11 protein-coding genes are annotated in these 13,220 nt (G+C 72.8%); 8 read left to right on the top strand and 3 right to left on the bottom strand.

Annotated elements, in window-relative coordinates:
• The first annotated feature begins 1 nt into the window (after position 1).
• From ACIBA9_RS28190 to sucD, 3 genes are all read left to right on the top strand, one after another.
• Positions 2 to 1,189, top strand: coding sequence for a VWA domain-containing protein (locus ACIBA9_RS28190; protein ID WP_399367274.1), 1,188 nt, complete (start codon positions 2 to 4; stop codon positions 1,187 to 1,189).
• Positions 1,190 to 2,155: 966 nt separating this feature from the next.
• Positions 2,156 to 3,334, top strand: coding sequence for an ADP-forming succinate--CoA ligase subunit beta (gene sucC, locus ACIBA9_RS28185; RefSeq protein ID WP_362150649.1), 1,179 nt, complete (start codon positions 2,156 to 2,158; stop codon positions 3,332 to 3,334).
• A gap of 26 nt (positions 3,335 to 3,360) precedes the next feature.
• Positions 3,361 to 4,245 carry a succinate--CoA ligase subunit alpha gene (sucD, locus tag ACIBA9_RS28180; protein ID WP_399367272.1) on the top strand — a complete coding sequence of 295 codons (885 nt, stop codon included), beginning with the start codon at positions 3,361 to 3,363 and terminating at the stop codon, positions 4,243 to 4,245.
• An 82-nt stretch (positions 4,246 to 4,327) separates the two neighbouring features.
• Here the strand turns inward: sucD and ACIBA9_RS28175 are convergent, their stop codons facing one another.
• Positions 4,328 to 5,419: a helix-turn-helix domain-containing protein gene (locus ACIBA9_RS28175; protein ID WP_399367270.1), complete on the bottom strand. Its 1,092-nt coding sequence runs from the start codon at positions 5,417 to 5,419 to the stop codon at positions 4,328 to 4,330.
• A 111-nt stretch (positions 5,420 to 5,530) separates the two neighbouring features.
• Here ACIBA9_RS28175 and ACIBA9_RS28170 point away from each other — a divergent pair, with 111 nt between their 5' ends.
• Positions 5,531 to 7,528 (top strand): DUF6350 family protein, encoded by a 1,998-nt coding sequence (locus ACIBA9_RS28170; protein ID WP_399367268.1) that lies wholly within the window; start codon positions 5,531 to 5,533, stop codon positions 7,526 to 7,528.
• 33 nt (positions 7,529 to 7,561) lie between these two features.
• Here the strand turns inward: ACIBA9_RS28170 and ACIBA9_RS28165 are convergent, their stop codons facing one another.
• Positions 7,562 to 8,371 (bottom strand): hypothetical protein, encoded by an 810-nt coding sequence (locus ACIBA9_RS28165; RefSeq protein ID WP_399367266.1) that lies wholly within the window; start codon positions 8,369 to 8,371, stop codon positions 7,562 to 7,564.
• 228 nt (positions 8,372 to 8,599) lie between these two features.
• Here ACIBA9_RS28165 and purN point away from each other — a divergent pair, with 228 nt between their 5' ends.
• Complete coding sequence (gene purN / locus ACIBA9_RS28160; protein ID WP_393900424.1) at positions 8,600 to 9,292, top strand: phosphoribosylglycinamide formyltransferase; 693 nt, start codon at positions 8,600 to 8,602, stop codon at positions 9,290 to 9,292.
• On the top strand, positions 9,289 to 10,875 hold the full coding sequence (purH, locus tag ACIBA9_RS28155) for a bifunctional phosphoribosylaminoimidazolecarboxamide formyltransferase/IMP cyclohydrolase (RefSeq protein ID WP_399367264.1): 1,587 nt from the start codon (positions 9,289 to 9,291) through the stop codon (positions 10,873 to 10,875). Before purN ends, purH begins: the two co-directional genes overlap by 4 nt.
• 68 nt (positions 10,876 to 10,943) lie before the next feature.
• Here the strand turns inward: purH and ACIBA9_RS28150 are convergent, their stop codons facing one another.
• Positions 10,944 to 11,534: a hypothetical protein gene (locus ACIBA9_RS28150; RefSeq protein WP_399367262.1), complete on the bottom strand. Its 591-nt coding sequence runs from the start codon at positions 11,532 to 11,534 to the stop codon at positions 10,944 to 10,946.
• A 240-nt stretch (positions 11,535 to 11,774) separates the two neighbouring features.
• Here ACIBA9_RS28150 and ACIBA9_RS28145 point away from each other — a divergent pair, with 240 nt between their 5' ends.
• Positions 11,775 to 12,629: a bifunctional methylenetetrahydrofolate dehydrogenase/methenyltetrahydrofolate cyclohydrolase gene (locus tag ACIBA9_RS28145; RefSeq protein ID WP_393900421.1), complete on the top strand. Its 855-nt coding sequence runs from the start codon at positions 11,775 to 11,777 to the stop codon at positions 12,627 to 12,629.
• Positions 12,619 to 13,092, top strand: coding sequence for a DUF3017 domain-containing protein (locus tag ACIBA9_RS28140; protein WP_399367260.1), 474 nt, complete (start codon positions 12,619 to 12,621; stop codon positions 13,090 to 13,092). The genes ACIBA9_RS28145 and ACIBA9_RS28140 overlap by 11 nt, the downstream gene beginning before the upstream one ends.
• The last annotated feature ends 128 nt before the right edge of the window (positions 13,093 to 13,220 follow it).

The following is a 13,220-nucleotide window of genomic DNA, read 5'->3' as shown; positions in this document are numbered from 1 at the left end:
GATGACGAGCGAGTCACCGTCGACGGACACGCACGACCCGGCCCGGGAGCGGCTGCGGCGCTGGCGGCTGGTGCTCGGCGGCGACCAGGCCGACGGCACCGGATGCGCGCTGTCGGGCCGGGACGCGGCGATGGACGGTGCACTCGCCGCGCTGTACGGCAGGGGGGGCGGGCAGCGGACCGGGCGGGACCGTTCGGCGGGGCTGGGCGCCTCGGCGCCGACCGTGGCGCGCTGGCTCGGGGACATCCGCACCTACTTCCCGTCCTCCGTCGTGCAGGTCATGCAACGCGACGCCATCGAGCGGCTCGGGCTCTCCTCGCTGCTGCTGGAGCCGGAGATGCTGGAGGCGGTCGAGGCCGACGTGCACCTGGTCGGCACCCTGCTCTCGCTGAACAAGGCGATGCCGGAGACGACCAGGGAGACCGCCCGCGCGGTCGTACGCAAGGTGGTCGAGGACGTGGAGAAGCGGCTCGCGACCCGGACCCGGGCCACCCTCACCGGGGCCCTGGACCGCAGCGCGCGGGTCAGCCGGCCGCGCCATCACGACATCGACTGGAACCGCACCATCGCGGCCAACCTCAAGCACTACCTGCCCGAGTACCGCGCGGTCGTGCCGGAACGGCTCATCGGCTACGGGCGGGCCGCCCGCAGCGTGAAGAAGGAAGTCGTCCTGTGCATCGACCAGTCCGGGTCGATGGCGGCGTCCGTCGTCTACGCGTCCGTGTTCGGGGCGGTCCTCGCCTCCATGCGGTCGATCAGCACCCGGCTGGTCGTGTTCGACACGGCGGTGGTCGACCTCACCGACCAGCTGGACGACCCGGTGGACGTCCTCTTCGGCACCCAGCTCGGTGGCGGCACGGACATCAACCGGGCGCTGGCGTACTGCCAGTCGCAGATCACCCGGCCCGCCGAGACGGTTGTCGTGCTGATCAGCGACCTGTACGAGGGCGGTATCCGCGACGAGATGCTCAAGCGGGTGGCGGCGATGAAGGCGGCCGGGGTGCAGTTCGTGGCACTGCTCGCCCTGTCGGACGAAGGCGCGCCCGCGTACGACAGGGAGCACGCGGCGGCGCTGGCCGCGCTCGGCGCACCCGCCTTCGCCTGCACGCCCGACCTGTTCCCGGAGGTGATGGCGGCGGCGCTGGAGAAGCGGCCACTGCCGATACCGGACACGACTACTAATCGGTAACAAGGGCTTGCGCTCCCTCGGGCCGACCGTGCGAGGATCGTCGCCACCCGCGCCGACCCGAGGAAGCCGCGTCCCTTGACCGTGTCCGCCGCATCGTCCGGTACCGCTGTGCGCGTCCTTCGTACGGCGGCCGGGTGGCGTGTGCCGCGACGGGCGGCGATGGCGGGGCGGCTGCCGATGCCCGGGGGCCTGTGGGGGAAACGGCCACACGCGGCCGAGAGGACGCCCTCGACGCTCGTGCGCCCGGTGCCGGTGCCGGTGCCGGTGCCGTCCACGGTGGCAGCCCACGCTCCGCCCCGACAGCCGGCCTTCCACACCCGGCGCCGTACCGAGGCGCTCGCCCAGCCCCGTGCGCAGTCCCCGTCCCGTCTCCGCGCGCAGTCCCCGTCCCGCCTCCGTACGACCTCCCGGCAGCGGGGTGGACGGGTCTGCCCCGGCTAGGGCGCGGAGCCAGCGCCCGGCCGGGCCGGGGCGGACCCGTCCGCCCACCGCGGGGCGCCGGTGGACCCTCGGCCCAGGGCGGGGCCGGTGCGCGACAGACTCCCGCGGGGCGCACGGCCCGGACGGCCGAACGCCGTCGGACCGTCCGGCCCGACCCCCGTGGGACGGGCGTGTGGTCCCCCATCGGGGTGGGGGGTCGACCGCCCCGGCCCCGGCGATCCGGGGCCGTTCCAGAGGCCTCACCGGGCCCACCCCAGTCCGGTGGGGCCTCGCACACTGCCCGGAGCCACCCATGCGGCGGCACGCCGTGCCAGCAATTTTGGCATCATGTGACAGGTATCACCGCTCAGGTGTGACCCGCGATTTAGAGGCCCCCCGCAAGCAGCGATAACCTGCGAGACGGACATGCCGCGCGCTCGGACACCGTGTGCGCATCCCTTGTGACCCATGCGGACGTCACGTTGCCCTTCGCGGCACGCCCACGCATCCAACGAACCGCGAGATCACTGATAGGGACGGAAGCGCGTGGACCTGTTCGAGTACCAGGCGAGGGACCTCTTCGCCAAGCACGATGTACCGGTGCTGGCCGGTGAAGTCATCGACACGCCTGAGGCGGCGCGCGAGATCACCGAGCGACTGGGCGGCAAGTCCGTCGTCAAGGCGCAGGTGAAGGTCGGTGGTCGTGGCAAGGCCGGTGGCGTCAAGCTGGCCGCCTCCGCGGACGAGGCCGTCGCCCGGGCGACGGACATCCTCGGCATGGACATCAAGGGCCACACGGTCCACAAGGTGATGATCGCCGAGACCGCTCCGGAGATCGTCGAGGAGTACTACGTCTCCTTCCTCCTCGACCGTGCCAACCGCACCTTCCTCTCCATCGCCTCCGTCGAGGGCGGCATGGAGATCGAGGAGGTGGCGGCCACCCGACCGGAGGCCGTCGCCAAGATCGCGATCGACGCCATCGACGGCGTGGACGAGGCCAAGGCCCGCGAGATCGTCGAGGCCGCCAAGTTCCCGGCCGAGGTCGCGGACAAGGTCGTCAACGTCCTGATCAAGCTGTGGGACACCTTCATCAAGTCGGACGCCCTCCTCGTCGAGGTCAACCCGCTCGCGAAGGTCGCCTCCGGTGACGTCCTCGCCCTCGACGGCAAGGTGTCGCTCGACGAGAACGCCGAGTTCCGTCACCCCGAGTACGAGGAGCTCCACGACAAGGCCGCGGCCAACCCGCTCGAGGCCGCCGCCAAGGAGAAGAACCTCAACTACGTCAAGCTCGAGGGCGAGGTCGGCATCATCGGCAACGGCGCCGGGCTCGTCATGAGCACCCTGGACGTCGTGGCGTACGCCGGTGAGAAGCACGGCGGCGTCAAGCCGGCCAACTTCCTGGACATCGGTGGCGGCGCCTCCGCCCAGGTCATGGCCAACGGCCTGGAGATCATCCTGGGCGACCCGGACGTCAAGTCCGTCTTCGTCAACGTCTTCGGTGGCATCACCGCCTGCGACGAGGTCGCCAACGGCATCGTGCAGGCCCTGAAGCTCCTCGAGGACCGTGGCGAGAAGGTCGAGAAGCCGCTCGTCGTCCGCCTCGACGGCAACAACGCCGAGCTGGGTCGGAAGATCCTCACGGACGCCAACCACCCGCTGGTGCAGCGCGTCGACACCATGGACGGCGCGGCCGACAAGGCCGCCGAGCTGGCCGCCGCCAAGTAAGCACGAGGACGAGGACTCAAACCACCATGGCTATCTGGCTCAACAAGGACAGCAAGGTCATCGTCCAGGGCATGACCGGCGCCACCGGCATGAAGCACACCAAGCTCATGCTCGGCGACGGCACCAACGTCGTGGGCGGTGTGAACCCGCGCAAGGCGGGTCAGACCGTGGACTTCGACGGCACCGAGGTACCCGTCTTCGGCACCGTCAAGGAAGCCGTAGAGAAGACCGGCGCCGACGTCTCCGTCATCTTCGTGCCGGAGAAGTTCACCAAGGACGCGGTCGTCGAGGCGATCGACGCCGAGATCCCGCTGGCCGTCGTGATCACCGAGGGCATCGCCGTGCACGACACGGCCTCCTTCTGGGCGTACGCCGGCAAGAAGGGCAACAAGACCCGCATCATCGGCCCGAACTGCCCCGGCATCATCACCCCGGGCCAGTCGAACGTCGGCATCATCCCGGGCGACATCACGAAGCCGGGCCGCATCGGCCTGGTCTCGAAGTCCGGCACGCTGACGTACCAGATGATGTACGAGCTGCGTGACATCGGCTTCTCGACGGCCGTCGGCATCGGTGGCGACCCGATCATCGGCACCACCCACATCGACGCCCTCGCCGCGTTCCAGGCCGACCCCGACACCGACCTGATCGTGATGATCGGTGAGATCGGTGGTGACGCCGAGGAGCGTGCGGCCGCGTTCATCGCCGAGAACGTGACCAAGCCGGTCGTCGGTTACGTCGCGGGCTTCACCGCGCCCGAGGGCAAGACGATGGGCCACGCCGGTGCCATCGTCTCCGGTTCGTCCGGCACCGCCCAGGCGAAGAAGGAGGCCCTCGAGGCCGCCGGCGTCAAGGTCGGCAAGACGCCGACCGAGACGGCGAAGCTGGCCCGGGAGATCCTCGCCGGCTGACGCCACGTCGGCCGAGCGTCGGTGGGCCCGTTCCCGGTCGGGGACGGGCCCACCGCCATTCCCGCGCTCGTCCCCGCCCGGGTCAGGGCAGTTCCGGCGCCAGTCTGTGCGGTCCGCTCGATTCCGAGCGTCGCAGCTTCGCCCGCAGGGCCAGTTCCTCCCGGGACAGGGGGCCCAGTGCCGGCCGGGGTGGCACCCCGCGTACCGCCTGCGCCGGGGCGACCGGCGCCTCGTAGTGCGTCGGGGCGGTGCGCAGCGTCAGTGTGGTCGCGCCGATGATCGTCACCGTGAAGGCGATGGCCGCGCGGGTCCAGAAGACGTTGCGGCGTTCGCCGACGGTCCGCACCACCTTCGGCTGGGCCGCCTGCACGCGCTCCGTGGAGGCCAGTTCGAGCAGCCGGCGGTGGAGTTCGGCGGGGTCGGCCAGCTCCGGCAGGCACGAGGCCACCACCTCGCGGGCGTGGGTCAGCCGATTGGCGGCGGCCGGAGTGCTGGCCTCCGTCTCCGCGGCCGTCTCGGGAAGATCGAGGCCGACGCCGTCGTAGAGGACGAGCGTGCGCCGGTACGTCGGCGGGAGCGTGAGCAGCGCGTCCAGCAGGGCACGGTCGGCCGGGTCGGCCGGCGGGGGTTCGGGGTGCCGGTACCGGGGCCGGAAGCGGTGCCAGGGGGAGAGCGCGCAGTCGTACGCCATCGCCCGCACCCAGCCGGCCGGATCCCGGTCCTGGGCCACCTCGGGCCAGCGCTGCCAGGCCAGCTGGAAGGCCTGCTCGACGACCTCGCGGGCCAGGTCCCGGCGGCCGGTGAGCAGATAGGTCTGCCGTACGAGGGCCGGTGCGCAGAACGCGTACAGCGCGTCGAAGGCCTGAGCGGGCGTCAGCGGCTCGGGCCGCGCGCCCGCCGGATCGGAGCCGGCGTCGGCGCCGGAGCCGCTCGCCGTCCCCGCGGATTCCCGGGGGGCCGTCGGCCGGGCGAGTGAGGACAGCAGCCGCGCGTACGCCGCGCCGTCGCTTCCCTCGGGGATACGGCGGCCGGACTCCCACGCGCGTACGGTGGCGCGGCTGACGCCGAGCCGCGCCGCGAGCTGAGTCTGCGTCAGCGAGTGGGACACCCGCAGGCGTCGGCGTTCCGTCGGCAGTGGCAGTGTCAGCGGGGCAGAGCTCTGGGTCGTCACCATGCACCCTTTCGTACGAAAAAGAACATAAACACATATTGGGCGACACTTCGGAGGTTCGCTCGTTACGACGGGAAAGCGCGTGTCGTTGGGACCATGGCGACCGTGACTCAGATGACCGCTCGCCGACCGTCGTTGTCGCCTCTGCTGGCCCGCGTGCGCGACCGTTCGCCCGGACTGGCCGCGAGCCTCCTCGGTGGCGCGGTCGCGGCCGGGCTCGGGCTCGGCTCGCTCGCCGTGCTCGTGCTGGCGATGTGGATCAGCTCGCCGTACCCGGACAGCGGGCCGGGCGGGGCGCTGCACGTCGCCGCCGCGCTGTGGCTGCTCGGGCACGGGGTCCAACTGGTCCGCACCGACACGCTCTCCGGGGCACCGCTGCCGGTGGGTGTGACCCCGCTGCTGCTGCTCGCCCTACCGGTGTGGCTGCTGTACCGGGCGGCGCGCGAGGCGTCGGACGTCTCCACGGATCCCGAGGGGCCACCGCCGGTACCGGCGCTCACGGCGTGGACGGGCGTCGTCCTCGGCTACCTCGGCGTCGGCGGCGCGGCCGCGCTGTACTGCGCCGGCGGCCAAATGCGGCCCGCGTGGCTCTGGGTGACGGTGTGTCTGCCGGTGGTGGCGGTGGCCGCGGCGGGGGCCGGGACGTGGGCGGCGTACCGCCGTACCCCCTGGTGGAGGCTGCCCGTCCGGCCGTGGCGCGCGGCGGCGCCGGGCGCACCGGCGGCGTTGTCCGGTCCGGTGCGGCGACTGGTCGGGCGGCGACTGGTGTTGCGCCCGGAGGCACGGGCGTACCTGGGTACGGCCGTTCGGGCGGCCGGTGCCGCGACGGCGGTGCTCTTCGGCGGCGGGGCGCTGCTGACCGGGGTGTCGCTGGTGTGGCACGGCGAGGCGGCCCGGGCGTCGTTCCTGCAGCTGACGGAGGGGTGGACGGGGCGGCTCGCCGTGTTGCTGCTCGGCGTGGCCCTGATCCCCAACGCGGCGGTGTGGGCCGCCTCCTACGCCCTCGGACCCGGGTTCGTCCTCGGCTCAGGGCACCTGGTGTATCCGTTCGCCTCCGATCCGGCCCCTCTGTTGCCGCCGTTCCCGCTGCTGGCGGCGGTGCCGCAGCCGGGCGCCGGGACGGAGCCGAACTGGGCGGCGGGGCTGGTGCCGCTGACGGCCGCGGTGACGGCGGGCTGGTTCGTGGCGCGGGCGGCCGGAGGGCGGCGGGAGGCGGGGGAGGCGCCGCGGTCGGGCTGGTCGGCCGGGCGCACCGCCGGGGTGGTCCTGCTGACGGCGGCGGTCTGCGCGATGGTCCTGGCCCTGCTGGCGGATCTGGCCGGAGGCCCGCTGGGCGTGGCGGCGCTGGCCCGCTTCGGCCCGGTGTGGTGGCGGACGGGCGGCGCGGCCGGGGCCTGGACGGCCGTCTTCGCGCTGCCGGTGGCACTGGGCGGACGGGCCTGGCGACTGCGGGGCCGGCGGGCACGGCCCGACACGATCCCGGCGCAGGGCACTGAGCCGGGGAGAAAGACGGCTACGGGTGAGGCCGCCCCGGCGCGGGCGCCCGAGGAGGCGGGGGTGTCCGCGGCGGACTCCGGGAGCGGTCCCGGGACGCGGTGGTGGCTCGCCGGGAAGCCTGAGGAGGTGCAGGGAGCGGACGCCGGGGCGGGCACGGAGCCGGCGACGACGGGGAAGGGCGCCGTCACCGACACGGAGAAGGACGCCGGGCTGGAGGAGGCCGAGTCCGAGGGCGCCGAGGAGGGGGACGACGACTCCAAGGGCACGCTCATGTCGCCGGAGGCCGCCGGCGCCACCCCCAGGTCCGCGAAGGGCAAGGGCGGCCTCGGCAGGGGCAAGGTCCTCGCCCGACCGGACCTCGCACCCGGGGCGGCCGAGGAGGAGCTGTACGACTTCCTCCCCGCCGACGACCCGTTCGCCCCGGGATGGCACGACGAACTCGACCGAGCCTCCCGCTGGGCAGCCCTCGCAAAGGCCACCCGCGCCTCCTCCGAGCCCGACCCCGAGGCCCCCCAGGACGGCTCACCGACGCGGGACGACGATCCTCCGCACACCCCCGGCACGCCCCCGCCAACCACCCACGACCCGGCCCCGAAGGACCCGCAGACTCCCTGACCCCCAGGCCCCCTTTCCCCCGCCCCGAGAGCCTCAGCTGTCGTTGACGCCCAGTACTCCGCGCAGTTCCTTCGGCAGGAGGGTGTCGCAGGACTGCTTGGCCTCGTGGGTGAGGGCGTCGCCGACGCAGGTGTAGTAGTCGCGGTAGACCAGCTGGACGGTGAAGGTCGAGGCGACCAGGACCAGGGCCAGGGAAGCCGTTACCAGGCCGCCGATCGCCGCCGTCGTCTGGGGCCGGACGCCGGGCGCCGCCGGGGTGTCCGGGGACGCGGCACGCGGCTTGGCACGCAGCGCGCTGACGCCCCAGTACAGGGCCAGCGCGCCCAGCAGCAGGGCCACGTACGGCCAGCTGAACAGGACGAAGAAGACCGACCACATGCCCGAGAGCAGGGCGTAGCGGGCGCGCCGCTGGGCGGGGTCGGTCGGGTCCCAGCGCATACCGGGGCCGGCCGGACCGCCCGGTCCCTGGGGGGCACCGCCGGGCCGCTCGCCGAAACCGCCGGACGAGCGACCGGGCTGGTGGTCGCTCCACTGGCTGCCCCACGGGGAGTGGCCCCCGGAGCCGGAGCCGGAACTTCCCTCCGAGCCGGGGCCATGGCCCTGGCCTTGCCCCGAGGGGCTTTCGGTGGGGCGGGGCCGCCACGGGCTGTCCGGGGTGCCCTCGGGCGGGGGCGCGAACGGGTTGTCGTCCTGCGGCCGACCGCCCCGCCCGTCGCCGTCCCGGCCGCCGCGGGGTGCCTCGGGCGGTGAGGCCGGCCGCTCCCGCAGCAGCACGGCGCCGCGCTCGGCCCCCTGGGCGTCGCGTGGCGGGAACGTGAGGAGTCGCAGGCTGCGATCGGGCATCAAAAGAGCGTCTTCCCCTTGGTGACTACGGCTGTCCGACGTGAGCTTCCACCACGTGAACGCACCGCACGACGACCGCGTTCCCGAGGCTGCCCCTTCTCGATTCCCTGCGAACGCTACCTTCCGGCCACGCCCCCGTCCCATGGGGGCCGTCCGCGGTGCCGGTATCGTTGCTGACGGTCGGCCGCTTCGTAGACTTCCCCGTATAACGGGGCGCGAAGCATTGGTATGAACGCACAACCGCCGGCCGGACCCATCGCCACCCCGAGAAAGGGCCCCACCGTGGCCGCCACCCCCGCAGGCCCAGCGGTCAAGCGCCTCGTCGTGCTGGTCTCCGGATCCGGCACCAACCTGCAGGCGCTCCTGGACGAGATCGAGCGCGCCGGAGCCGGGTCGTACGGCGCTCGGATCGTCGCCGTCGGGGCCGACCGCGACGGCATCGAGGGGCTCGCCCGCGCCGAGCGGGCCGGACTGCCGACCTTCGTACGGAAGGTCAGGGACCACGCCACCCGCGAGGAGTGGGACGCCGCCCTCGCCGAGACCGTGGCCGGGTACGAGCCCGACCTCGTGGTCTCGGCCGGGTTCATGAAGGTCGTCGGCAAGGAGTTCCTGGCGCGGTTCGGCGGGCGGTTCGTGAACACCCACCCGGCGCTGCTGCCCAGTTTCCCCGGGGCCCACGGCGTGCGGGACGCGCTCGCGTACGGCGTCAGGGTCACCGGCTGCACCGTCCACTTCGTCGACGACGGCGTCGACACCGGGCCGATCATCGCGCAGGGCGTGGTCGAGGTCCGGGACGAGGACGACGAGAGCGCGCTGCACGAGCGCATCAAGGACGTCGAGCGAAGGCTGCTCGTCGAGGTCGTGGGGCGGCTCGCCCGCAACGGCTATCGCATTGAGGGACGAAAGGTAGTTATCCAGTGACCGCCGAGAGCAACAAGCGGGCCATCCGTCGCGCGCTCGTCAGCGTCTACGACAAGACCGGTCTGGAGGACCTCGCGCGCGGGCTGCACGAGGCCGGTGTCGAGCTCGTCTCCACCGGGTCCACGGCCGGCCGGATCGCCGCCGCCGGCGTCCCCGTGACCAAGGTCGAGGAGCTGACCGGCTTCCCCGAGTGCCTGGACGGCCGGGTGAAGACCCTGCACCCGAAGGTGCACGCGGGGATCCTCGCCGACCTGCGCCTCGACAGCCACCGCGAGCAGCTCGCCGACCTGGGCGTGGAGCCGTTCGACCTGGTCGTCGTCAACCTCTACCCGTTCCGGGCGACCGTCGCCTCCGGCGCCTCGCCCGACGAGTGCGTGGAGCAGATCGACATCGGCGGCCCCTCCATGGTCCGCGCCGCCGCCAAGAACCACCCGTCGGTGGCCGTGGTGACCAGCCCCGAGCGGTACGCCGACGTCCTCGCCGCGGTGCGGGACGGCGGCTTCGACCTCGCCGCCCGCAAGCGCCTGGCCGCCGAGGCCTTCCGGCACACCGCGGAGTACGACCTCGCCGTCGCCTCCTGGTTCGCCTCCGCCTACGCCCCGGCCGACACCGCGTCCGACGGCGACGTCGCCGCGAGCACGTTCCCCGACTTCCTCGGCACCGCCCTGGAGCGCGCGCACACCCTGCGCTACGGCGAGAACCCGCACCAGCCCGCGGCCCTCTACACCTCCGGCGAGGGCGGTCTCGCGGCGGCCGAGCAGCTGCACGGCAAGGAGATGTCGTACAACAACTACACGGACACGGACGCCGCCCGCCGTGCCGCGTACGACCACGACGAGCCGTGCGTGGCGATCATCAAGCACGCCAACCCCTGCGGCATCGCGGTCGCCGCCGACGTCGCCGAGGCGCACCGCAAGGCGCACGCCTGCGACCCGGTCTCCGCGTACGGCGGTGTGATCGCGGTCAACCGGCCGGTCAGCAAGGAGATGGCGGAGCAGGTCGCCGACATCTTCACCGAGGTCATCGTCGCGCCCGACTACGAGCCGGGTGCGCTGGAGGCCCTCGGCAAGAAGAAGAACATCCGGGTGCTGCGCTGCCCCGACGGCCCGGCGCAGAGCGTCGAGGTCAAGCCGATCGACGGCGGCGCGCTGCTCCAGGTCGCCGACCGCCTCCAGGCCGACGGCGACGACCCCGCCCACTGGACGCTGGCCAGCGGCGAGGCGCTCGCCCCCGAGGAGCTGGCGCAGCTGGCGTTCGCCTGGAGGGCGTGCCGCGCGGTGAAGTCCAACGCGATCCTGCTCGCGAGGGACGGCGCCTCGGTCGGTGTCGGCATGGGTCAGGTCAACCGCGTCGACTCCTGCAAGCTGGCCGTCGAACGGGCCGGCGAGGAGCGGGCCCGGGGCTCGTACGCGGCCTCGGACGCGTTCTTCCCCTTCCCCGACGGCCCGCAGATCCTCATCGACGCGGGTGTCCGGGCGATCGTCCAGCCGGGCGGCTCGATCCGTGACGAGCAGGTCGTCGAGGCCGCGAAGAAGGCCGGCGTGACCATGTACTTCACGGGCACGCGCCACTTCTTCCACTGAGACGTGAACCCCAAGGGCCGTGTCCCCCCAACCATGGGGATGGACACGGCCCTTGGGGTGGGTGCGGATCAGTACTGCGACGGCGCGGCCCCGTAGCGGGGGCGCTGGAACCAGGCCGAGCCGGCCGAGCCGCCGACGAAGCAGGCGATCAGGATGCCCAGCACCGTGTGGACGAGACCCACGATGACGAACGGGTACAGGCCGAGGATCGCGGTGATGACGCCGTAGACCAGTGCCGCGACGCGGACGCCGTTGCCGCCGCTGTTGAACTTCAGTGCCAGGACGACGGTGAACACCGCCCAGGCGAGCGCGAACAGCGTGATGCCCCACAGCAGGCCCGTCGAGTAGTCGGCGAACCGCTGGAAGGAGGCGTCGTCCTTCAGCGTGCCGTCGTCCCGCGCGGAGCTCACCTTGACGGCGCTGAACGCGAACAAGGCGATGCCGATGACCTGCAGACCGGCGATCACCCACAGCATCACGCGTGCCGCGCCGACGGTGCCTGGCATGGTCTGCGGCACGGCCTCGCCGTACGGCCCCATGGGCGGCGCCTGCGGGTAGCCGTAACCCGGCTGCGGGGCCTGCGGGTAGCCGTAGCCGGGAGCGGCCTGCTGCTGGGGCGGCGGCGGGCCGTAGGGGTTGTTCGGGTCGCCGAAACTCATGATGGGGCTCCTCCGTTGCTCAAGTGCGGGGACGACGCGGAGCACGGTTCGGAGGAGAGAGTCGTACAGATGCGGTCCGTCCCCCCGGCACTGCCCGCGGCACTGTGTGTTCATCGTTCTTCAGCGGGCTCGCGCTTGTCCAGCCGGAACCCCGATGTGTTGTGCAAGAGCAACCTCGCCGATCATGGGGCCGGCCACCCGGATTGGAACCCGGGGCGGGTCATCCGGGAGGATGGGGCCATGACCGCCCAGATTCTCGATGGCAAGGCCACCGCAGCCGCGATCAAGTCCGATCTGACCGCCCGCGTGGCGGCGCTGAAGGAGAGGGGCGTCACGCCCGGCCTCGGCACGATCCTGGTCGGGGACGACCCCGGCAGTCAGAAGTACGTCGCGGGCAAGCACCGCGACTGCGCGCAGGTCGGCATCGCCTCCATCCAGCGCGAGCTGCCCGCCACGGCCACGCAGGAGGAGATCGAGGCGGTCGTACGCGAGCTGAACGACGACCCGGCCTGCACCGGCTACATCGTCCAGCTTCCGCTGCCCAAGGGCATCGACGAGAACCGCATCCTGGAGCTGATGGACCCGGCCAAGGACGCGGACGGGCTGCACCCGATGAACCTCGGCCGGCTCGTCCTGAACGAGCCCGCCCCGCTGCCCTGCACCCCCAACGGCATCCTCTCCCTGCTGCGGGCCCACGGCGTGGAGATCAAGGGCGCCGAGGTCGTCGTCGTCGGCCGGGGCGTGACCATCGGCCGCCCGATGCCGCTGCTGCTCACCCGGCGCAGCGAGAACGCCACCGTCACCCAGTGCCACACCGGCACCCGTGATCTGCCCGCGCACCTCAAGCGCGCCGACATCATCGTCGCGGCCGCCGGTTTCCCGCACCTGATCCGCGCCGAGGACGTCAAGCCGGGCGCGGCCGTCCTGGACGTCGGCGTCTCCCGCAACGCCGAGGGCAAGATCGTCGGCGACGTCCACCCCGACGTGTTCGAGGTGGCCGGCTGGATCTCTCCGAACCCCGGCGGTGTCGGCCCGATGACCCGGGCTCAGCTGCTGGTCAACGTGGTCGAGGCGGCGGAGCGCAGTGCCGGCTGACCACTCCCGCGGACCCGCGGAACCGACGGTCCGCGACGCGATCAGCGCCCCCGACGCGACGGGCCGCCCGCGGCGGACCACCCGCCGTTTCCCCCTGTTCACCAGGGACACCGCGCGCCCCGAGGGCGGCGGCCGGGCCGCGCCCCGGGACGCCCCGGCGCCCGCCCGGCAGTGGCCCATGCTGGCCGTGCTGTCGGCGGTCGCGATCGGCCTGCTGATGACCGCGCTCGACGTGTTCCGCTACGGCACCCTGCTGGTCGGCGTCGCCCTGCTGGCCGCCTCGGCGATGCGCTGGACACTGCCCGGCGTCGGCATGCTCGCCGTCCGCTCCCGCTTCACCGACATCGTCACCTACGGAATCCTCGGCCTGGCGATCGTGCTGCTGTCGCTGATGGCCCAGCCGCATCCGTTGCTGGAGATTCCCTTCCTGAAGGACACCCTGCACTTCACGGTCGACAAGTAGCGGTCGCGGCGCCGGTGGCCCGTGCCTCCCCCCCCGGGGGGGCACGAGCCACCGGCGTCTCCCGTTCCCGGCACCACGGCCCCGCGCCCGCCTCCGCCTCCTGACCGAACCGCCTTACCGCCACCACC

The sequence above is a fragment of the Streptomyces sp. NPDC051452 genome (assembly GCF_044454765.1).
Taxonomy (GTDB): domain Bacteria; phylum Actinomycetota; class Actinomycetes; order Streptomycetales; family Streptomycetaceae; genus Streptomyces.
Note: the sequence above shows the minus strand (reverse complement) of the source record. Positions and strands in the feature narration are given on the sequence as shown.